A 21,216-nucleotide genomic window follows, 5' to 3' on the forward strand; every position below is an offset into this window, starting at 1 on the left:
AAATATGGCTCTTCGGCAAAGCGAAGCGTCAGCTACAAATGCTTTATCTGTGCGAAAGCGAAGCGACAGCAACAATTAGATGTACAATCGCTCTCTGTTATAAGTCTGTTCTGTTCGATTATGGTGAGTAGTCATAGCTTTCCTTTTAAAATGCGTAAAATTTATAAAAGTTCTACGCTATCGTTGAATGAAGTGGAAGTAGCTCGACACTCGCCAACAGGAAAGAAAGTTGCCTAGAATGAAAATCACCCTGGATTTAAAACGCCACAACATTCACAAAGATTTTGATCGTTTTGTTTTTCACTTCACTTCAAAATATGTTTGACTGTGACCATTCATTGTTTTTTCAACATGTAAAACTGCGGGCATTGTAGCTTTTAATTCTGCAACGTGTGATATGACACCAATCATGCGTCCAGAATCTTGTAAATCAATAAGAGTATCAATCGCCTTATTCAATGCTTCTTCATCGAGAGAACCAAAGCCCTCATCAATAAACATCGTTTCAATACGAACATTACCTTGGAAGCTTTGAATGACATCTGCCATACCAAGGGCAAGACTTAAAGATGCATTAAACTTTTCTCCCCCTGATAATGTCTTCACATCTCGTAATTGATCCGTATAAGCATCATATACATCTAGTCCAAGTCCACTTTGCTTCGCATGCTTTTCTAATCGATCTGAACGTCGTAGCTCAAATTGCCCATTGGATAAATGATGTAGACGGACGTTCGCTGCCTCTGTAATTTTATCTAAATAATTGATTTGAATATAACGCTCAAAGGATAGCTTTTTCGCATTCTGTCCATTTAACATTGCATAGAGTTCCTTCACCCGTCCCGCCTCTTTTTCAAGGGAGCGTATTTCCTGTTCCGTTTCCTCAACTTTTTCGATAAAGTCTGTGCACGCTTTCGCAAATCCTTCTATCTGTTGTAATACTTTAAAGGCTTCTTCATATGTCACACGGAGCATCTCTAACTTTTCTTCCATTAACGTTAAATCTTGTTTCTCTTGACCTTTAAGATGCTTTGCTCCCTCAGTAATTTGTACTTGCAATGTGTTTATTTGCAGAGCATAATCACTACAAGCTTTCCGTAAAACCTCTATTTGCATCACGCTACGCTTTGCAGCCGCAAACTCTTCATAGCTGTCAAAGCCCGCTTCCTTCATACTTACTGAAAATTGCTCGCGCTTTTCATCCATTTTCAGCTTCAATTCCTCGTAAGCTTGTTTAGTTATTTCCACTGCCATTCTAGTATTATTCGCTGCTTCCTTGGCAGATTGCAGGTTTTGTTGGCTAGCATGCCAGGCAGTTTGTAATGCCACCTTTTGTGAACTAAGATCAGCAATTGCCTGCTTTAATGCCTGTAACGTTTTAAGATTTTCTGGAATATTCTTTTGTTGCTCTTCCACAACTGCTTGTTGTTTTGTAAATTCCTTCGTCTTTTCCGCTAAATATTGCTCTAGCTTTATTTGCTTTTCTTGAAGACGCTCCATTTGCACACGATAATCCTTTTGTTGTATGCGTACATCAACTAATTGAGTGCTCACTACTTTTAATAGTGTAATTTGTTGCTCTACATTGTGTAAGGAAGCTGCAAGTTGTGCTTGATTTTCTTGATCAATTTCATTAGTCTTTAACTGCTCTAGCGCTTCTTGTAAAAGTTGCTTTGTAGAATTAAATAAAGCTTCTTTCTCTAAAAACTTGCGCTCATCAGCAGCTGCCTTTACTCGTAAAACTTCCACCTGTGCTAATTCGATAACCTCTAATTGCTCGCGATGTGTTTCAAGATGAGTTGTACTACCGCATACTGGGCAAGGCTCCCCGTCTTTCAGCTGCTGTGCTAAAATACTCGCCTGACTTGCAATCCATTGCTGCTCCAGCTTTTGAAGAGCCTGCTTACTTTCTTGATAGTGGACGTTAGTAGTGAAGACATCGTGCTCAGCAGTCTCAACAGCTCTAGTGTATTTTTCAACTTGCGCTAGTAATGATACTTGCTCTTTTAGCTTCGGCAACTGTTCTAAATAACCCTCGTATGGCTCCATTTGTTTTTCAAATTGCTCAATTGTTGTTGTAAGTTGCTGAAATTGCTTATGTTCTTTTTCTACGATTGTCCTATTATCTTCTACAGCTCGCTTTGCTGTTTCAACATATTGCTCAGCTATTTGCATTTGCTGAAGATTATTTTCATACGCTTCAAATTTCGGCAATAATGCTTGTAGCTGTAATTCCTGCTGTAAAACTTGCTGACGTTCAGGCTCTTTCGCCTCTTCAGCGTTGAACTTCTCTTGTGCTACTTTTAACTGAGCTTCTGCGTTTTGTTGCTCTATAATTGCTTGCTGATTGGATTGTTCTTTCCGATTTTGCTCGGCACGTAAGTCGATGCATTGTTGTTCAAGTATGATAAGACGCTCTGCTTGCTCTGCCAATGCAATTTCGCGTTCTTTTGCACTATATATATTTTGCTCTTGTAGCAATGCTTGCAGACGGTTTTGACGATTAGTTTGCTCATCGAATTGCTCATTCAGCGTTTTCGCCATACTATAATACTCTTGTTCTTTTTGATGATGCGCATAAGCTTCTTTATAGCGCTGCTGCTCTACTTGTATACAATCAGTATAGTAGGTTTGCTCCTCTTCCAGAGCCTTCTTCAGCTGATGCATATTTTCGGTATTATTATTAATACAAGTAAATAAAGATGACGAACGCTGTGGTAGAGCCCCTGCAATTTGACCAAGAAGATGCTCTTTTAATTGTTTAGCACGCAGTAAATCACTTTCAGCTTCTTTTCGTTTCGCATCAAGTCTTTTTGTCATAGCACCGAAGCGGTCTGTCTTAAAAATTTTGCGCAAAATAACTTCTTTATTCGTAGAATCTGATGTTAATAGCTTGCGAAATTCACCTTGTGGTAGCATAACAATTTGGCTAAACTGATCTTTTGTTAAGCCTATTATTTCTTGTAGCTTTTTATCTACCTCGAGCGTTTGCTGCTTTTCTACAATACTAAAATCAAGTTTGTCTTCTTTCATTTCAGCCAGTTCAATTTTCTTTCCAGTAATACTTTTATTTTTGGCTTTAACATGACCCGGCTGACGTAAAATTTGATAAACCTTACCATGCATTTCAAAGATGAGTTCTACAGCAGTGTACACATCATCATCTGCAAATCCGCTTCGTAGCATAGCCGTATCCTGACGATCCTCACCACTCCCCGATCCATACAGTGCATAACAAATAGCATCAAAAATTGTCGTTTTCCCCGCACCTGTTTTTCCGGAAATCGCAAATAGACGATGGTCACCAAGCTGTTGAAAATCAATAACCTCTGTATTTTTATATGGACCGAATGCAGTAATCGTTAACTTTAATGGCTTCATTTTACTGTCTCCCGCTCCTCATCTAGTAATTCTTGCAGCATCTCTGTAAATAGACGCTCTGTATCTTGATCTGGCTGTACGCCAATTATATCTGCAAAAAATGATCGCAATAAATCGATGTCTTCTACCTTTTCCGTCTCAACCGCTTGAATTTCATGTTGGATTTCTTGGCGTATTGCTTTACGCTCCACATGCATTGCATGAGGAAAAACAGTCCGAATACGTTCCATCGGTGAAGCTACTGACGTCGTATCTGTTAAACGTACAAATACATAATCATCACTAGGCGGTAATTTCAATAAATCATCCATTAAACCCTCTACCACACGTAAATTTCGTCTCGCTACAAGCTTGCGTTTTGTGACAGTGATTTCTCCCTGTGCATCTAACTCAACTATTAAAAAGCCCTTCTCATGTAAGTGCTCAGATAATGAATACTTCAATGGAGAGCCAGCATATCGAATCGTTTCATTCAACACAAAATGCGCTTTATGCAAATGTCCCAGCGCCGTATAGTTAAAAGGCTTAAATAACGATGCAGTTATACAATCCGAGCCTCCAATTGATAGAGGGCGCTCTGAATCACTCGTATTCGCTTCCTCTTCTCCATACTTCGTCACAAAGGCATGTCCAACAAAAACATTACGTTTTGTTATATCTATGCTTTGTGCAAGATGATCGATAATTTTTTGCATTGTATCCTGATGAGATCGAATGGAATCATCATCTAAAATAGTCCGTACTGAAGCTGGCTCTGCATATGGTACGAGATGAAAATGTACTTCACCATACTCATCATGTAAAACGATCGGTGCATGATCTTTCGTAAATTGACCTTTAATATGTAAGCCACTATCGCTCATTAAACTACTTCCAAAATTCAATCGACCTGCACTATCATGGTTCCCGGCAACTGCTAATACAGGGATTTTTTTATCAAGTACAATTTCCGCCAAAATATCGTTTAGTAAATTCACTGCCTCTATAGGGGGCATCGAACGGTCATATAAATCACCTGCTATAATGATTACATCCGGTTTTTCCTCATCAATAGCTTGCATAAATTGCTGTAAAATATAATGCTGATCCTCCGTCATGTATACGCCTTGTACAAGCTTCCCTAAATGCCAATCTGCTGTATGAAATATTTTCATTCTTTGCTCCTCCTGTCTATTTCATTTTATCATGGCTGATGGATTGATTGGTCTTCCTTTTATTAGTTTAATAAAAGGTTCATCACCATAACGTGGGGTTGATTGCGATCCAACTAGTCTCTTTCCTGGGGGCGTCGATTCTATCCGTCGCTCAGAGGATTCTTTCCGTCGCTTCGGCAATTTTATTCGTCGCTCCAGGGATTATTTCCGTCGCTTTGACTATTTTATCCGTCACCCCGGTTCTATCCTTCGCTCTGAGAGTTCTTTCCGTCGCTTCGACAATTTTATCCGTCGCTCCGGGGATTATTTCCGTCGCTCTGACTATTCTATCCTTCGCTCTGACTCTTTCCGTCGTTTCGACAATTCTATCCGTCGCTCCAGGGATTCTTTCCGTCGCTCTGACTGTTCTATCCGTCACTCCGGTTCTATCCTTCGCTCAGAGGATTCTTTCCGTCGCTCCGACAATTTTATCCGCCGCTCTGACTATTCTTTCCGTCGTTTCGACAATTCTTTCCGTCGCTCCAGGGATTCTTTCCGTCGCTCTGACTATTCTATCCGTCACTCCGGTTCTATCCTTCGCTCTGAGGGTTCTTTCCGTCGTTTCGACAATTCTATCCGTCGCTCCGGGGATTCTTTCCGTCGCTCTGACTATTCTATCCGTCACTTCGGTTCTATCCGTCGCTCAGAGGATTTTTTCCGTCACTTCGGCAATTTTATCCGTCGCTCCAGGGATTCTTTCCGTCGCTCTAACTATTCTATCCGTCACTCTGATTCTATCCGTCTCTTTTATCGATTTACATAAAAAAGAGCATCATTGCCGATGCCCTGTTGTAAATAGTTAATATTGAAATGTTCTTTATAACCGAATTGCTCTAACCGTTTCCATAAAAGCAGCAGCATATCCAGTAAAACCTTGAATGATACTTGCAGCAGGACTTGGCTTTTCTTTTTCTTTTTCTTTTTCTTTTTCTTTTTCTTTTTCTTTTTCTTTTTCTTGTTTTTCTACTTCTTGTTTCTGCTCAGCCGTCTCTTGCTGTTCTAAAATCTGCTCAAATGAGATCGGGTTAGGCTTTGGCAATTCATTTGAAGAAATAGCTAGTGCGTTGCTTCCACTATATTCATGTAAAAATGCATTGGCCATTTGGCGATAGCCTTCAAAATTTGGATGTACGTCTGAACTATTGGGTAAAAGATTCGTTGCGTTTAACCCGAAAGCATCGTATACGTTTACATACGTTGCGCCAGCCTGTTCTGCTTGTTGCTGTAAAATCGTATTTAGCTTGACGAGCTGTGCATTTGTGCCTTCTTTTTGTGAAGCATGCACATTTGGATAAGCAAAATAATAGCCCATTACATAGACTTTTGCTTTAGGTGCTAGTACTTTCAATTCCTCTAAAATCTCTACCATATTTTTTCTGACAACATTTAATGCATAATCAGTTTGTAGCTGTGAAAAGGCTAATGTACCAGCTGTTGGATTAACCTGTACAAGACGTAGTAAATCGTTGGCACCTGCCGACATCGTGATCAGTGTTGCATTCGCTAATAAGTCACTTGCTTCCTCTGATTTTACTCGTTTTAAGACATCAGCTGTAGTGAAACCTGGGAAAGCGAGCTCCTTCGTATAGAAACTCAATTGCCCAGTCATCCCCAATCTCATGGCGATTAAATCACTATAGCCTGTATCAACCTGTCGATAAGGTGTTTGACCAGCTGCCAAGGAATCGCCAATTGATAGGTAGTTTTCACTCTGAGCAAAAGCAGATGAAACACCAAATACCATCGTAAGTATAACTGTACCAATTAAGCTTAGTAATCGTTTCATCTGCGCAGGCTCCTTTTCTTTACTTAAAATGCCCAGCTACCTTTGCGGAAAATTGGCTCTACAGTTCCATCTGGTAAAATACCGTCAATGTCCATCTCACCGCTGCCAATCATAAAGTCCTCATGTGTTACTGAAATATTTGCACCTAACGCCTCAAGCTGTCCATTTTCTAAATCTCTTCCACCTTCTAAGCAAGTTGGATAAGCTTCGCCAATCGCTAAATGGTTTGATGCATTTTCATCAAACAATGTATTAAAATATAAAATTCCCGATGCTGAAATTGGTGATTCATGTGGTACAAGTGCCACCTCACCTAAATAACAAGAGCCTTCATCTACATTAATGAGCTCCTGTAATAAATCATGCCCTACCTGTGCTTCAGCCTTAATAATTTTGCCTTCTTCAAATGTCAGTTTAAAGCCATCAATAATATTCCCTTGATAAACTAATGGTTTTGTATTGCTGACATAACCATTTACACCTTGCTTCAGCGGTAACGTATAAACCTCTTCCGTTGGCATATTGGCAATGAAGACATTATTATCTGGCGTTTTACTACCTCCAGTAAGCCATTTATGCTGTGGAGCTAACGCAATTGTTAAATCAGTACCTGGCGCTGTATAGTGAAGCTTCGCATATTTTTTATTGTTCAGAAGGTCTGCACGAGATTCTAAATTTGTTACATGCTCACGCCAGTTTTCAACAGCATTACCTTCACCAATATGAACCGTTTTAAAAATAGCTTCCCATAATGCTGGTACTTGTTCTTCAGCAGCAAGCTTCGGGAATACTTTCGCTGCCCATTTTGGAGAAGGCACAGCAACAATCGACCATGCTATTAAATCCTTCATTACAGCGTTGCGGTAGTTTTTCAGTGCAGCTCCTGATACCTTTTGATGTGTTGCAAGACGGTCTGCTGGAATTCCTGTTAATTTATCAGGATCTGCAGCATCAATCCATAATAGCGCTCCTTTACGTTCGATTACCTCATCACGCATTTTAACTACCCATTCCGGGAAACGATTGAATTCCTCATCTGAGGCATGCTCGAAGTAAGCACGATCCATTTCATCATCTGAAAAGTTTACATGAACACGACCTGCTCCAGCCTTATAAGCCTCTTTCACAACTAAGCGTGCAAAGTCCAGTGCATCCACTGACGTATTGACTAATAAGTATTGCCCTGGCTGAATATTGACACCAACTTTTACTGCAAGCTCTGCGTATGCTTGTAATTTTTCTTCAAAAGTCATATTATTTACCTCGCTTCTGTCCAATTGTTTTTGAATTGCCTTCCACTAGATTGCCATCGTGCCATATTTTTTGTACAGGCTTGCCTGGAATTTCTCTTGTCCATTTTTTATATGTTTTTTCATCACGATAAGATAATAACGTCAATACTTCACCATCTGCTCCAGCACGACCTGTACGACCAGAACGATGTAAATACTGCTCAATTGTTCTAGGGACATCAACATGAATAACATGTGTTAAACCTGCAATATCTAAACCACGTGCAGCAATATCTGTTGCAATTAAAATACGCGCTTCTCCTTTACGGAATGCATCTAACGTCTTTTTACGTTCTTCTTTCTTCATGTCAGAATGTAAAGTCACAATCGGTGCCGCACGGTATTGTAATTTCGTTTCCTTCATCAGCAATTGATCTATATTGTTGACGAAAGCTAATGCACGTAATCCTTCTGTATGTGATAGTCGGCGTAGGAAATCAGTTTTATCTCGCTCCTCCACTTTCACGAAAGAGTGTACAACTTTACCAACCTTTAACATATCTTCAGGCTTAATTTTGAAGCGTACTGGCTCGAACATCATGCGACTAGCTACTAATTCAATTTCCTCTGTAATTGTTGCTGAAACAACAACTATTTGTCGCCCATATGCTGAACCTTCGATAAAGGATTTTACTACGACACGATATTCACGACTAAGTAACTGATCACATTCATCTAAAATAACTGTTTCAATTTCTTTTAGCTTTAATTTTCCTGCACGTGCTAATTCATTTAATCGGCCTGGTGTTCCTACAACGATCGTCGGTTTTTTCTTTAACTTTTCGATTTGACGTGCGGAGTTTGCACCACCAATTAGTTGTTGAACCGTAATATCAGAACCTGCTGTCCATTCACGGATAACCTCTACAATTTGCATTGCAAGCTCCTGTGATGGGGCTACGATAAGTCCTTGTGTTTGTTTTTTTGAACCGTTTACCTTATTTAATAAAGGAAGTACATACGCTAACGTCTTCCCCGATCCTGTCGGCGATTCGGCTACAATATCTTTGCCTTCAAGCATTGCTGGAATCATTTCTTCTTGAATTTTCATCGGCTCTTCAAATTTCCATTTTGCTTGTAAATCTTCTTTTAATAAATTAATTACTGACATGTAATTTCCCACCTTCTATCTGCTTGACACTAGTTTAACACACTAATCATTTTCCTACTTCATATGTACGTAAACCTTTATCTAATCGTTTCAATCAAATAAATCTGCTCGCTCATATACGGAATTTGTAAGCTCCAAAACCCTTTCACTTGAGCTTCCTTAAGGCTTGAGGCTTACCCGCAAAAAGCGAGCAGATTTTATTTGGTAATACAATGGTTAACCTACTATTTCATAGCCACATGCTAAAATAGCACGTTCTGCTAAAACAATTAGTGAGTCGATATATTTATCACTTAGCTTTAAATCTCTATTGACGATAGATAATTCTGTACATCCTAACACGATACGATCACAATTAAGTACAAGCATCGCCTCTTCTATCGGCTGCCAATCCTCCTGAGAGACATCCTTTCCAGCCTTTACGTAATCGTAAATAATAGACATGACTTTTTCTTTCATACTATCGTCTGGGACAACAGGTTTTATACCAAATTCCTCTAACGCATCTTGATACATACGTGAAGTTAATGTACCTGTTGTCGCTAAAATGCCGACACGCTCTGCCCCTAAGTCATAGGCACGCTTTGCCGTTTCACGAATCATATGTAAAACGGGCACTGGAGAGCCTTCAACGATATCATCATAAAAGGTATGTGCCGTATTGCATGGGATAGCAATCACATCTGCTCCTACAGAAGCAAGCTTTTTAGCATCTGCGACTATTACTGGAACTGGATTTTCCTTTGTATTATCTAAAATAAAGGCTGTACGATCAGGAATATTCGTATCATTATCAATGATTGTATGTAGATGCTCCTGATCCTTCGTTGCCTTCGTACGTCTTACAATCATTTCACCGATAAACATCGTTGCAAGTGGACCTACGCCACCTATTATACCTAAAGTTTGTTTTTTCATTAGTTTGACAGACCTTTGTTGTTAAAATATTTCTTATATTGGCGATAAAAACTTAAATTATCTAGCGTTATATTCAACCAACGCTTCGCATTCATATCTTTATAATTAAAGATGGAATCCGTGGCCATTCCTTGGCGAATAAGACTCTTCGCTTCAATTACTAGCTGTTCATTTTGTACATATTTAAAGAGTACACCATTTGGCACAATCGTCCAAAGATGCTTATTCTGAACATAGGTTAGTTGTTGCTTGCTTCCTCGAATAAAATCATCCGCAACATATTGCATTAAATTATAGCCACTTGCTGTCACATAATAATTGGAAAGTTCATTATGTAATTCAATACTTAATAACTTATATTGACCGTCACGTTCATCATACTTCATATCAAACGTGGCAAAGCCTTGGAATCGAATCTCTTCTAGAAACAATTTCACATGATCCATTAAGTCTTGATCATATGCTGTCATTATGGCTACATAGCGACCAATCCCCTCTGGAGAATGCTCCTCTAAAATTGGGTTCCCTACAGAAAGCAGCTTTACCTTACTGTCTTGCCCAACATAAGCATTGACGACGCACATATGAGCATCATCGCCTGGTATATATTGCTGTACCATTATGTCATCTCGGTATACAGATTCCTTATAAATGGCGTGGAAAATAGCTTCCTTTTCGTCGCTATCTTTTGCAATATACACTTTTTTCTTACCTGGAAAAATACATGTAGCATACTTTGTCATATTCAGAGGTTTAATGACAACCGGATATTCAAAAGGAATGTCAAATTCCTCATAGTCATTGACGGTGCAAACATGCATTGCCGGATAGTGAAAGCCGAACTTCGCACAAAGTTCATACATACTCTCACGTGTTAATAGCTGGTTAGCCAGTTTGGCATCAACATACGGAACTACAAAATATTCAGCTAGTTCTTCTTTATGTTGTACAATTTTTTTCACATAAAATTCATCACAGGCTAATAACAGTAGTTTTTTACCTGCAAATTCTTCAGCAATTGTCTTTAAAGCGACTATAAATCTTTCCTCAATATGGAGTCTTGGTACTTCACGAAATGTTAATAAGTCACTCTGTTGTATTTTCTCCATATTTGTATGGTTTAATGCTAGTGGTTTAACTCCATATGACTCGTAAAATGCTCTTGCCATACCGTAAGCATTCATTTCATCTCCTAATAAAACCGGTAAAAAAGCGTGCTCAATAGCCATTCTACTCAACTCACTTTAGCTTTTTTTAGGCTTATCACCATAACATGGGGTTGACTTCCGTTCCGACTTGTATAAATGGACGTTTTATTGAATATTATCCTATTATTTGGTGATGAGTCTTTTTTATTAGTGTAACATACTTTCCTTGTACTCCTGATAGCTCTCTTGAATCTATTTATGAACTGCTACAGCGTGTTTACCTAGCTTTTGATAGCTTTTAAAAAATTGATCTACATTATAAGTGACAAAGCCTTTTAATGGGTCCATGACAACTACTTTATCTCCTAAATGCCCTGTTAAGACAACAGCATGCAAGTTCATATAAGCTTCACGCGACTCTGTTTCACCTTCATATATCCAGCCCTTAGGTGGACTTGTTTTGGGTTCTGATAAATCTAACGTAACCCATGTCACAACTGGTACTCCTTCACGGACAAGCTGTAATATTTCGTCCTGTGAGGCACCCGTCCTATTTGTGACACGTAAATCTGCCTTTTTATCTGCTATTACTGCTTCTGCGGCTTTTACAATTGGAGCTGCAAAGACATACATACCCTCTGCTTTATCACTAGGATCCCCCGCAAAAGCCTTCTCAGGATTTGGACCAATGCGTTGTCCTCCTACAGTTCGTATATCTTGCTTTGGTAAATACTTATCTGCCATTTCAAGCTTTGTAACGTTCATACCATAATAATTTAAGACTGCTGTTAACGATGTTATTTCACAGCCATGCGGTAGTTCAGGATTTTGCATAACAACTGGTACATCTAGCTCCTGCTCGTCCCTTGAAAAATGTGTTTGCAATCGATAATACGGCTTTGTTGCATCATACGTAAAATGTTCGATTGTCGTATAGCCATCGTTTGTCGTACTATTTTCAAGCGTAGTTGCAGCAATAGCATATTCCCGTCCCTCTTTAAGTTTCGAAAATGTTGCTTCGCCCTCTTCAGAGCCAACCACATCCTCAACTATTTCACCCGTCTTTACATCTGTGGCAGTTATGTAAAGGTTAGGAATCGGTGCACCACTATTAAACTCTACCGTTAACACAGTCAATTCACTCTTTTGCTTTTCCTGCTGTGAAAATGGATTGCAGCTCGAAAGTAGCATGATTATCATAATACCTATTAATAAAAGGCGTTTATACCCCGTCCACAAGACAAATTCCGCTCCTATCCAGTTTGAAGACAAAACTTCAATTCTATTATTTCAATTTGTCATAGACTCTATTATACGCTAATTTCATAGACGTTCCTATTTTAACTTGGTTCACTTTATCTTCATTCGTCAGAGGACTTCCATTTCTGAAGCTGGTGAGATGAATGCAAATGTGGTTCCTTTTCAGTAGTGTCCGAACAGCTACTGAAATAGAGGAACTCAGGCTACTGATGCTTCGTTTTCGCGCAAAAACATCTGTGTCACGGATTATGAAATGACTTAAATTATAAGCTTCATTCAGCGGACGCCCCATCAAGGTATAATCATCTTGCTACTTTCGAGTTTCATATTTCACATGCTCGGTTTAGGGAATGCTTACTTTTGGGCGCAATGTATGCTTTAAAACTTTACCGGAAGCATTACGTGGCAATTCATCTAAAAATTCAATTTCATGTGGCACTTTATATTTCGCAAGCTGAGTCCGACAATACGCCAATATCGCCTCTTCATCGAGGAATTTCCCTTCCTTCAAGACGACAAATGCTTTCGGAACTTCACCATATACTTCATGTGGTAAACCTACAACGGCTGCTTCTAAAATTTCTGGTAGTTGATATAAAACCTCTTCTATCTCGATAGGATAAATATTTTCCCCACCACGAATGATCATATCCTTTTTACGATCTACAATATAGAGATAGCCCTCTTCATCAAAACGTCCTAAATCTCCTGAATAGAGCCAGCCATCTTTCATTGCTCTCGCTGTTTCTTCAGGATTACGTAAATAGCCTTTCATCACTTGAGGTCCTTTGACACAAATTTCTCCTACCTCACCTGCTGGCACAGTTTCACCAAAGCTATCGACAACGCGGACCTCTGTCTGTGCTAATGGTTTTCCTACTGATCCAATCTTTGTCAATGCATCGACATCTAACAGGGAAGTGGCAGCTGGAGAATTCTCAGTTTGTCCATATAGGTTTTGTACCTTTACATTAGGGAATGTTTCTTTCACTTGCTTAACAAGCTCATACGGCATAGGCGCTGCCCCGTAACATAATAAACGTAAACTTTTAAATGCATGTTCCTTAAAGTCAGGTGTATTTAAAATGATTGTATACATGGACGGAACACCAAAGAAAATTGTCGCTGCCGTTGTGGCAAGCTGCTCTAATGTATTTGTCGGAGAAAAAGCCTCTTCAATAACAAGAGTACCACCTTTATAAAACATCGGCATCGCAAATACATGAAGCCCTGCACAATGAAATAAAGGCGTACAAATAAACATTCTATCTTCATTGGTCATATCCATAGATAATGACCATATTTCCGCAGAGGATACAATATTTTGATGCGTTAACATCACTCCTTTTGGTTTACCAGTCGTACCAGAAGTGTATAGAACAACAGCAGTATCATCAGGCTCCAGTTTTACAACTTTTAGCTTACCATCATAGCTTTGGATCATTTCCTTCATTTCTAGAAGGCCAACACGATGCTGGAAAGTATATGGAATATCAGCGAGTATTTCTTCTATTCTTTCATCATAAATAAGACCTTTAGCTTCTGAATGGTTAAAAATAAATTCGACCTCTGGGGCAGCTAATTTTGTATTAATAGGCATTACTACAAAGCCAGCTAATTGAACACCTATATAAGCGACTAAAAATAAATCTGAATTAAGCGTGTATAATGCAATCACATCATCTTTTTCATAACCTTGCTCTTGTAAGTACGCTGCAAATTTTTCTGCACGTTTATAAAAGTCACTATAGCTCATCTGTTCTCCGTCGTATAACGTTGCAATTCCATTTGGTTGTTGTATAGCATAGTTTTGAACAATTTCTGTCATTAACATCGTCATCAAAAGCCCCCCAATTTTTAATATTCATAACCCTCATAATGCATAGAATCTCCATAAAAGATTTACCGCTCTTGTAATATGAAAATTCAGAAAATTACTCTTACATTTTATCAATCTATGCGAAAGTTAGCAATTTTTACACACATAAGAGAAAATTGGTGATTTTTACAAAAAGTTAGAGATAGATGCTCTGTATATTAGTTCTTCTCCATTCCAGCTAGGCGACTCCTTGGGGATCAGCGTCACAGATGAGACCTTGGAGCGAGCCTTGCGAGTGAAGCGGCTCATCGGACACCCTCAGGAAGCTTTGCTCTGTGCACAGCTACAAATGTTTTATCTGTGCGAAAGCGTAGCGGCAGCTACAAGTGTTTTCTCTGCGCGAAAGCGTAGCGGCAGCGGCAAATGTTTTATCTGTGCGAAAGCGTAGCGGCAGCGGCAAATGTTTTCTGTAGCGAAAGCGAAGCGGCAGCTACAATTGTTTTATCTGTGCGAAAGCGAAGCGGCAGCTACAAAGCGCCCAGTCGGAACGGAAATCATCCACACGTTCCGGTGATGAACCAGACATTTTACTTTTCTATCAATTTCTGTTAGGTGTATGATATTTGTACAATTATTTTTTAGGAAAGGCCTGGTTAAAATGCTGTACGCACTTTTAGGAGATTTACATTCTAATATAGAAGATACAAAGGCAGTTCTAGCGCACATTCAGCAAACTGCGAAAGATGCAAGAATATTAGGATTAGGTGATTTATATGAATGTACTGTAAGTAAAAAAAAGGCACAAACAATGTCCAATTTACCGCTACAAAGAGCTGCGATAGTGGATAATGATTTCGAAAATTTACTAACATTCCCCTCTATTCGTGGCAATCAGGAGGAGCGTATTACACGTGTAACTGGCATCAAACGTTTCACAGAGCTACCTGAAACAATGGAAATTGATGGTGCAACACTTATGCACGGACATCAATTTCCATGGAGTGTGACATGGCGACCTACATTCCCCCCATTCAAAAAACCGCTGCTTTTCTTCGGACATAGTCATGAATCTGGTCTTTATCATCAAAATAAAAAGCTACCTATTCACATTCGCTTTGGCCAACCGATTGCATTACAAGAAAAGCACTACGGCATCAATGTTGGCTCTGTTGTGGATCACCGTGAGTGGTGTCTCTACGATAGTGATAAACGAACAGTAACGTTTATGTGCGCTTCTTCTGTCAATTAAGGTTCGTTTTTAAGATTTACGCAAATCTACATACGACAAAAAAACGCTAAAATCGATTTCGACTCTAGCGTTTTTTCACCAATCTAGCAATTTTCACAATCCTGTAAAGCATCAAGTAATTTTTCCATATCGCAAATTCGATCGCACATCGTTTTAATCATATTTTTAAGGATTGGTATTAATTCTTGGCAAATACAGAACCTTAAAACGTTTTGCGCAAGTCGAACTCCGCCCTGATGGTGAACAATCATCTCTCGAAGATAATTTATATTAATGTTATTAGAAACTGGTGGTAAGCTCATTGCCTTGAACATTACTTCAGTAATTTCTTTATATGCACACATATATTCGTACAATTCATATTCTGAATTTTGCACGATACAGCATCTATTTTGTATCGCTTCGAGACATTCAACAGTCTCTGTACTTGTTTCTATTATTTCTAATGCAAGTTCTTGTACAAGTAGATTTGTTGTGTATCGCAAAACATTTTCTGACATTTTAATAGCAGCTACTTGATGCGGTAAAATTTGCTTAATAAAATTTTCTGAAATGCTACATGTAATAGTTACATAGGTCATGCCCTGAATCATTTTGTCGAGAATCCTTTGGTATTCCGCTAAATAAGCCTGTGTAACATTACTAAGTACAATTGGTTTAGCCATTAGACACACTCCTTTCAGAGTAATGTATGCCTGATAGGTTGTAGTGCTGTAGACAATTGTACCAATTTGATAATCATTTATTGCCCATCGTTTTTGATAGAAGTAATTTATGGCCGACAATGTGCTTTTGCCACAAAAACGAACTATTCTTTTTTATATGTATCCAAGCATTTTTGACAAATACATTGATTATGCTCTTGAGGCACCGTTTCAAAGATTTTCTCAGGAAATTTTTCCGTCATACACCAGCAATCCTTTTGCCCTTTTACTACCCCACAATGATTTTCTTGCCCACATAACGGACAATTGTTTTCCTCCATTCGTACACCTCCTTACATTTCTACATTGTAAAATAAAAAATAGAGGAGTACTCAATTTCATACTCCTCCACAATAACTTATTGATTTTTCCCATGAATCTGTTGCTTTACTTCTTCCTTGTCGGTATCACTATATATTTCTGTACCGACCCCACCACTTTGGGCTAGTAGCTTTTTTACTTCATTGTAAGATAAACCAGCTTCTGCATTTTTTCTTTTTACTTCATGAATATCAGTTCCAGCTGAAGTAAACTGAGTCTCGTTTTGTTCAGTCATACAAATCCCTACCTTCTATAGTTCATCAGGCTGCAATTCGATTAATTCATCGCCTTCTCTTTTCACTTTTTTATTTAGCTCTTTAATCGGTATAGCATCTACCGTTTGCATATCTTCATGTAAATCGAAAAGACTAATAGTATCTGATTCAACCATGTCTGGTTTGTTCTTGCTTGCTAAATTCATAAATATCTTTTTCTCATGTGGTACGTTTTCTATGTCCATCTTTCACACTCCTTTATCTTTAGTATGTGCAATATTAGACAAACTATATGCCTTTTATTTTTGCACTTTTATCGACACGGTGATATTCAGATATTTGAATGACCCGAACATTTCTTGTATGCAGCTCATGATAAATCCCTCTGCTATCTGTAAAGGATATATATTGATCTCGTTCGCTTCGAACTAATGCTTCTGCTTTTTCCTGTGACTCAATATGAATAAATCTTCTTACATAATGCATTTCATCAAAGAAATAAGTAATTTTAAATTCCTTCATTTATAAATAACTCCTCGATTACTGATTATGATTTGTTCAATGCTTATCCTATCCAATTAACTGTAGTTGCTATCCTCACGAAAATATTTATCTATTTCAGCATAACCTGTATGAAAGGAATTATTTTGTGCGCATCACCAAAACGTTGAGTTGATTTCCGTTCCGGCTAGGGCGTTCGCTCTAATCAACGTATACACATAATTTTTTGGTGATGAGCCTTATTTTATTGGAGGTGATGATTTTGATCCATACAGTTAAAGCAGGCGAAACATTGGCGCAAATAGCTAGAAATTATCGTACACCGCTATCGTCTATACTTGCAGCTAATCCTGGGATAGATCCAAATGTACTTTATATCGGACAACAAATTGTTATACCTGGTTTTCCAGATCCAAATACAATTCCTTATAGAATAGAAATTTCTACTGAAAATCGTTGGCTACGGTTATATAAAGACAATATTCTTCAAAAGCAATACCCAATTGCAGTTGGTAGAATGCTACACAATACGCCTATCGGCAATTTTATTATTATTAATAAGGCTCCAAATCCTGGCGGTCCGTTTGGAACAATGTGGATGAGTTTATCTAAAGAGCATTACGGTATACATGGAACCAATGATCCTAGCTCTATCGGTCATGCAGTTTCACATGGCTGTATTCGCATGCATAATCAGGATGTCGAAGAGCTTGCAAGCATAGTTCCAATTGGCACTGGAGTTTTTATCCATCCTTAAAAAAATTCTAAGATTTTATCGGAATGTTTTTTAGTTTTATCGGAACATTATGCTGATTTAATTGAAGAGGTTATATCTAAAATAACCTCTTCACTGTAAATTAATCACCTCTAGATTGTGCTAGCTTCGATAAATAATATTGCTCCTCTCTTAGCATATGATCGGCCATTGGAGCCGTAAATGTTCCTAGTACTTCTGCACTTAATTCCATTTCCTCTAACTCACGTAAAAAGGTTTTAAATAATTTCATTTCTATCTCTACATCTTGATTAAAGCGATTCAATGCGGGGAAAGAGTTTATGTTCGCACGCAAATATCCTGTAAGCTCTACTGCCTTTAAATAAAATTGTTCAAAATGTTGAGCAAAGGCAGTACTTTTTTGGCGTAATCTTCTTTCTACACCATCTAAATCGTCAGTAATGATACCTGCATGTCCAGATGCATCTAACAGCCATACTAAGTGATGATGAAGTTCATGAAAGATTGGCGGGACTTCGCCTTGCTTCAAGTAGCTAAGAACATTTTGATACTCCACTAATTCATTCACCATATGATTGATAAAGGAAGGTGAAAGATGAATATTAATATCTCCCGTTAATTGCTTTCTAAGGATATGAAACTTAAATTGCTTGAGTTGTTCTACAGCCTCAGCGACAGTAAGTGAAAAGGAAACCGCATTACTAGCATCTAACGAATTTACATAGGCCAGAAGCTGAGAAAATTTGTGGATAAATGAGCTTGCTTTTTTAATTTCCTCAGTCTCTGATGGATACAATGAATCATGAATAAATTGTGCGTGATCTTTCATTATCCCTAGCCAAAACCTATGTTCAAATACAGCATGCTGTACATAATTCGACAAACATTCACATCTCCTTCGTTCTATACGTTCCTCTATTCTATTCTTCTTGGAAATATAATATTAATGCTCCTTGGGAAGTAAGTTTTCGTATAGGATGAAACGCTTAAAGCTATACTACATAATGCTGTAGTAACGAACCAATTCAATTTTTATTTAAGGTGCATCTTCATTTAATTGACCTTAAAAATTAGGAGGGAATATGCTTGTCCACGAAAGATAATATATTATCTATTTTCGCCTTAGGTGGCATCAATGAGATTGGTAAAAATATGTATGGAGTACAGTATGGAAACGATATTTTAATTATCGACTGTGGTGCTAAGTTTCCAGACGAAAGCTTACTAGGTATTGATTTAATAATCCCTGATATTACGTACCTACAAGAAAATAAAGAAAAGATTAGAGCATTAATTGTGACACATGGGCATGAAGATCACATTGGTGGTATTCCTTATTTCTTAAAAAAGATAAATGTTCCTATTTACGCGACGCGTTTTACTCTTGGCTTAATCGAGTTAAAGTTAAAAGAGCATAAGCTTTTACGAGAGACCGATTTAATAGAAATTCATTCCGATTCATCATTAAATTTCGGACAAGTTGATGTTAGTTTCTTTAGAACGAACCATAGTATACCTGATTGCTTAGGAATCGTTATTAATACCCCCGAAGGAAATGTAGTGCACACTGGCGATTTTAAATTTGATTTAACGCCTGTCAATAATCAATTTGCTGATATTCATAAAATGTCTGAAATAGGATCGCAAGGCGTACTAGTGCTTATTTCTGAAAGTACCAATGCCGAACGACCTGGGTTAACACCATCAGAAAAGCTTGTCGGTCATCATATTGAAGATGCATTTTTACATGCCGAGCGCAAAATCATTATCTCTACTTTTGCTTCTAATGTTAATCGTATTCAACAAATTGTAGATGCAGCGATTGCTACAAATAGAAAGCTAGCTCTACTTGGGCGTAGTATGGTGAATGTTGTAGATGTGGCACTTGAGCGAGGATATTTAGACGTTCCAGAGGATATATTAATTGATGCTCGTGAGGTTAAATATCTTCCACCTGAAGATGTTGTTGTACTATGTACGGGTAGTCAGGGAGAGCCATTAGCTGCTCTTTCTCGCTTAGCAAGTGGCAATCATCGCGAAGTCAAAGTTTTGCCTGATGACACAGTTATTTTTGCTTCATCTCCTATTCCAGGGAATGAGAAGAGTGTTTCACGAATCGTCAACAATTTGTTCCAGCTAGGTGCAAAGGTTATTTATGGCTCCTCTAGTCATACAGGAATGCATGTTTCAGGACACGGCCACCAGGAAGATCTAAAACTAATGCTTACGCTAATGAAACCTAAATTTTTCATTCCGATTCATGGTGAATTCCGTATGCTGCATCAGCATCGTTTGCTAGCTGAGTCAGTCGGTGTGAAACGAGGACATACATTCATTATCAAAAACGGAGATGTTGTTGATATTGAAAATGCAATGGCTAGACAAACACGTAAAATTCCGTCAGGGGATACGTATGTCGACGGGATCGGAATCGGTGAAGTCGAAGGAATTGTTTTACGAGATCGCAAACAGCTTTCAGAAGACGGCATGCTTGTCATCGTTTTAACACTAAATAAGGTAGATGGTGCCTTTATTTCAGAACCAGATACCATTTCACGAGGCTTTGTTTATGCTAAAGATTTTGAAGCGCTTTTGAACAAAGTAAATATTCTCGTCAAAGAAACTACAACTGAGCTTCAAGAAGAAGGGAAACAGCAAATACATGTCTTAAAAAGAGAGATCAAAAGAGCTGTCGGCCAATATCTATTTTCTCAAACAAAAAGAAAACCAATGATTTTACCTATAATTATCGAAATTTAAAAAAGTCGGTGTGAAGGCTATTTTCCCCTTTGCACCGACTAAATTTTATCCGCAGCCCGATTTACCTTGAATCTTTATTAAAGTTCAGTCCCGGGCATTTCTTTGTAAAGCTCTCCTTTAAATATTTTGTGAAGCATAACATCGTAAAGATTCTGAGCCTGATTAAATCCATGATGTAAATTTTTTGAGTGATTTTCTATTTGCATCGAAAATTGGTCAAAATGCCGTGGTAGTCCCTCTACTGCTGTTAGCAATGACTCTTTATTTTTTAATAAATGCTGAATCGTATTTAAAAGTTGCATCATTTTTTGTTGGATATCAATCATCGGAATATCAATAGGTATTTCATGCAAATGATGCCATTCTTTAATGTCATACCAACTAAGAAAATGCATTAAATAATCACTTAAAATAATTGTTTCATTTGGAATAATGGCCACGACATCATTTGCAATACATACTTCATTTTCACATTGATATATATATTTATTCACATTAGTTCTCGTAACAATGATGGTTTTAGCCGGTACTAGTGCACACTTAAAATCGTTATTAAATACCCTATTAATCTTTGGTAATCGTTCAATATCACCATGCAACATTAACCTTTTTAAAGATTCTGCCGTAACTAAGGGGAATCCAGAATTCGCAAAATATTCCTTCCTCGTTATTATTTTTCCCGTTTCTATTTTAGCAACTTCATCTAATCGATAACGCTTTACCATGCCTGAATCCTCCAATCTTTAACTTAGTTATGTATACCCAAAACAAGCCACTGAAGAATCATCAACACTGTTTTTTTCCATAAGCCTTTTCTCTTAA

Annotated in this window: 21 protein-coding genes; 5 read left to right on the plus strand and 16 right to left on the minus strand. The window is 38.1% G+C overall.

What is annotated here, in order from left to right; all coding sequences use genetic code 11:
* Positions 1-300 precede the first annotated feature (300 nt).
* Together QUF91_RS24315 and QUF91_RS24320 are read right to left on the minus strand one after the other, a co-directional pair.
* Entirely contained in the window at positions 301-3,381 is a 3,081-nt protein-coding gene (locus QUF91_RS24315) for an AAA family ATPase (RefSeq protein ID WP_289419660.1), read from the minus strand.
* A complete protein-coding gene (locus tag QUF91_RS24320) occupies positions 3,378-4,535 on the minus strand; it encodes an exonuclease SbcCD subunit D (RefSeq protein ID WP_289419661.1) in 1,158 nt (385 codons plus the stop codon). Before QUF91_RS24320 ends, QUF91_RS24315 begins: the two co-directional genes overlap by 4 nt.
* 92 nt (positions 4,536-4,627) lie before the next feature.
* Here QUF91_RS24320 and QUF91_RS24325 point away from each other — a divergent pair, with 92 nt between their 5' ends.
* Positions 4,628-5,377 (plus strand): hypothetical protein, encoded by a 750-nt coding sequence (locus QUF91_RS24325; protein WP_289419662.1) that lies wholly within the window; start codon positions 4,628-4,630, stop codon positions 5,375-5,377.
* Between the two features lie 14 nt (positions 5,378-5,391).
* Here QUF91_RS24325 and QUF91_RS24330 read toward each other — a convergent pair whose 3' ends face one another.
* From QUF91_RS24330 to QUF91_RS24360, 7 genes are all read right to left on the minus strand, one after another.
* Positions 5,392-6,360, minus strand: a complete 969-nt coding sequence (locus QUF91_RS24330; RefSeq protein ID WP_289419663.1) for an SGNH/GDSL hydrolase family protein — start codon at positions 6,358-6,360, stop codon at positions 5,392-5,394.
* Between the two features lie 23 nt (positions 6,361-6,383).
* Positions 6,384-7,613: an aminopeptidase gene (locus QUF91_RS24335; RefSeq protein ID WP_289419664.1), complete on the minus strand. Its 1,230-nt coding sequence runs from the start codon at positions 7,611-7,613 to the stop codon at positions 6,384-6,386.
* 1 nt (position 7,614) lies between these two features.
* The gene (locus QUF91_RS24340) at positions 7,615-8,763 is read right to left on the minus strand and encodes a DEAD/DEAH box helicase (RefSeq protein ID WP_285399779.1); all 1,149 of its coding nucleotides are present in this window, start codon (positions 8,761-8,763) and stop codon (positions 7,615-7,617) included.
* A gap of 216 nt (positions 8,764-8,979) precedes the next feature.
* A complete protein-coding gene (cuyB, locus tag QUF91_RS24345; protein ID WP_289419665.1) occupies positions 8,980-9,681 on the minus strand; it encodes a cysteate racemase in 702 nt (233 codons plus the stop codon).
* Positions 9,681-10,910, minus strand: a complete 1,230-nt coding sequence (locus QUF91_RS24350; protein WP_285399782.1) for a carboxylate--amine ligase — start codon at positions 10,908-10,910, stop codon at positions 9,681-9,683. Before QUF91_RS24350 ends, cuyB begins: the two co-directional genes overlap by 1 nt.
* 171 nt (positions 10,911-11,081) lie before the next feature.
* A complete protein-coding gene (locus QUF91_RS24355) occupies positions 11,082-12,068 on the minus strand; it encodes a C39 family peptidase (protein WP_289419666.1) in 987 nt (328 codons plus the stop codon).
* A 364-nt stretch (positions 12,069-12,432) separates the two neighbouring features.
* Positions 12,433-13,929, minus strand: coding sequence for a class I adenylate-forming enzyme family protein (locus tag QUF91_RS24360; RefSeq protein ID WP_289419667.1), 1,497 nt, complete (start codon positions 13,927-13,929; stop codon positions 12,433-12,435).
* A 229-nt stretch (positions 13,930-14,158) separates the two neighbouring features.
* Between QUF91_RS24360 and QUF91_RS24365 the strand changes: the two genes are divergently transcribed.
* Both QUF91_RS24365 and QUF91_RS24370 read left to right on the plus strand, forming a co-directional pair.
* Complete coding sequence (locus QUF91_RS24365) at positions 14,159-14,356, plus strand: hypothetical protein (RefSeq protein WP_289419668.1); 198 nt, start codon at positions 14,159-14,161, stop codon at positions 14,354-14,356.
* Positions 14,357-14,566: 210 nt separating this feature from the next.
* The gene (locus tag QUF91_RS24370) at positions 14,567-15,157 is read left to right on the plus strand and encodes a metallophosphoesterase family protein (protein ID WP_289419669.1); all 591 of its coding nucleotides are present in this window, start codon (positions 14,567-14,569) and stop codon (positions 15,155-15,157) included.
* An 83-nt stretch (positions 15,158-15,240) separates the two neighbouring features.
* Here the strand turns inward: QUF91_RS24370 and QUF91_RS24375 are convergent, their stop codons facing one another.
* From QUF91_RS24375 to QUF91_RS24395, 5 genes are all read right to left on the minus strand, one after another.
* A complete protein-coding gene (locus QUF91_RS24375) occupies positions 15,241-15,822 on the minus strand; it encodes a DUF305 domain-containing protein (RefSeq protein ID WP_285399789.1) in 582 nt (193 codons plus the stop codon).
* Positions 15,823-15,965: 143 nt separating this feature from the next.
* Positions 15,966-16,142, minus strand: a complete 177-nt coding sequence (locus QUF91_RS24380; RefSeq protein WP_285399790.1) for a cysteine-rich CWC family protein — start codon at positions 16,140-16,142, stop codon at positions 15,966-15,968.
* A 77-nt stretch (positions 16,143-16,219) separates the two neighbouring features.
* On the minus strand, positions 16,220-16,417 hold the full coding sequence (locus QUF91_RS24385; RefSeq protein ID WP_285399791.1) for a gamma-type small acid-soluble spore protein: 198 nt from the start codon (positions 16,415-16,417) through the stop codon (positions 16,220-16,222).
* Between the two features lie 15 nt (positions 16,418-16,432).
* Entirely contained in the window at positions 16,433-16,642 is a 210-nt protein-coding gene (locus QUF91_RS24390; RefSeq protein ID WP_285399792.1) for a hypothetical protein, read from the minus strand.
* Between the two features lie 43 nt (positions 16,643-16,685).
* Positions 16,686-16,919, minus strand: a complete 234-nt coding sequence (locus tag QUF91_RS24395; protein ID WP_285399794.1) for a hypothetical protein — start codon at positions 16,917-16,919, stop codon at positions 16,686-16,688.
* 241 nt (positions 16,920-17,160) lie between these two features.
* On the opposite strand from QUF91_RS24395, the gene QUF91_RS24400 reads away from it, so the two are divergent.
* Entirely contained in the window at positions 17,161-17,655 is a 495-nt protein-coding gene (locus tag QUF91_RS24400) for a L,D-transpeptidase family protein (protein ID WP_285399796.1), read from the plus strand.
* Positions 17,656-17,755: 100 nt separating this feature from the next.
* Here the strand turns inward: QUF91_RS24400 and QUF91_RS24405 are convergent, their stop codons facing one another.
* Positions 17,756-18,517 (minus strand): DUF2935 domain-containing protein, encoded by a 762-nt coding sequence (locus tag QUF91_RS24405; protein ID WP_289419670.1) that lies wholly within the window; start codon positions 18,515-18,517, stop codon positions 17,756-17,758.
* A 203-nt stretch (positions 18,518-18,720) separates the two neighbouring features.
* Between QUF91_RS24405 and QUF91_RS24410 the strand changes: the two genes are divergently transcribed.
* Positions 18,721-20,394: a ribonuclease J gene (locus tag QUF91_RS24410; protein WP_289419671.1), complete on the plus strand. Its 1,674-nt coding sequence runs from the start codon at positions 18,721-18,723 to the stop codon at positions 20,392-20,394.
* 77 nt (positions 20,395-20,471) lie between these two features.
* On the opposite strand, the gene QUF91_RS24415 is transcribed toward QUF91_RS24410, so the two are convergent.
* A complete protein-coding gene (locus QUF91_RS24415; RefSeq protein ID WP_289419672.1) occupies positions 20,472-21,119 on the minus strand; it encodes a restriction endonuclease subunit S in 648 nt (215 codons plus the stop codon).
* Between the last annotated feature and the right edge of the window lie 97 nt (positions 21,120-21,216).

The organism is Lysinibacillus sp. G4S2 (assembly GCF_030348505.1).
Lineage (GTDB): Bacteria > Bacillota > Bacilli > Bacillales_A > Planococcaceae > Lysinibacillus.

Bases quoted from the DNA above. Each gene is read 5' to 3' on its own strand.
- QUF91_RS24315 (WP_289419660.1), bottom strand. From the start codon at position 3,381: ATGAAGCCATTAAAGTTAACGATTACTGCATTCGGTCCATATAAAAAT.
- QUF91_RS24320 (WP_289419661.1), bottom strand. From the start codon at position 4,535: ATGAAAATATTTCATACAGCAGATTGGCATTTAGGGAAGCTTGTACAA.
- QUF91_RS24330 (WP_289419663.1), bottom strand. From the start codon at position 6,360: ATGAAACGATTACTAAGCTTAATTGGTACAGTTATACTTACGATGGTA.
- QUF91_RS24335 (WP_289419664.1), bottom strand. From the start codon at position 7,613: ATGACTTTTGAAGAAAAATTACAAGCATACGCAGAGCTTGCAGTAAAA.
- QUF91_RS24340 (WP_285399779.1), bottom strand. From the start codon at position 8,763: ATGTCAGTAATTAATTTATTAAAAGAAGATTTACAAGCAAAATGGAAA.
- cuyB (WP_289419665.1), bottom strand. From the start codon at position 9,681: ATGAAAAAACAAACTTTAGGTATAATAGGTGGCGTAGGTCCACTTGCA.
- QUF91_RS24350 (WP_285399782.1), bottom strand. From the start codon at position 10,910: ATGGCTATTGAGCACGCTTTTTTACCGGTTTTATTAGGAGATGAAATG.
- QUF91_RS24360 (WP_289419667.1), bottom strand. From the start codon at position 13,929: ATGACGATGTTAATGACAGAAATTGTTCAAAACTATGCTATACAACAA.
- QUF91_RS24370 (WP_289419669.1), top strand. From the start codon at position 14,567: ATGCTGTACGCACTTTTAGGAGATTTACATTCTAATATAGAAGATACA.
- QUF91_RS24375 (WP_285399789.1), bottom strand. From the start codon at position 15,822: ATGGCTAAACCAATTGTACTTAGTAATGTTACACAGGCTTATTTAGCG.
- QUF91_RS24380 (WP_285399790.1), bottom strand. From the start codon at position 16,142: ATGGAGGAAAACAATTGTCCGTTATGTGGGCAAGAAAATCATTGTGGG.
- QUF91_RS24385 (WP_285399791.1), bottom strand. From the start codon at position 16,417: ATGACTGAACAAAACGAGACTCAGTTTACTTCAGCTGGAACTGATATT.
- QUF91_RS24390 (WP_285399792.1), bottom strand. From the start codon at position 16,642: ATGGACATAGAAAACGTACCACATGAGAAAAAGATATTTATGAATTTA.
- QUF91_RS24395 (WP_285399794.1), bottom strand. From the start codon at position 16,919: ATGAAGGAATTTAAAATTACTTATTTCTTTGATGAAATGCATTATGTA.
- QUF91_RS24415 (WP_289419672.1), bottom strand. From the start codon at position 21,119: ATGGTAAAGCGTTATCGATTAGATGAAGTTGCTAAAATAGAAACGGGA.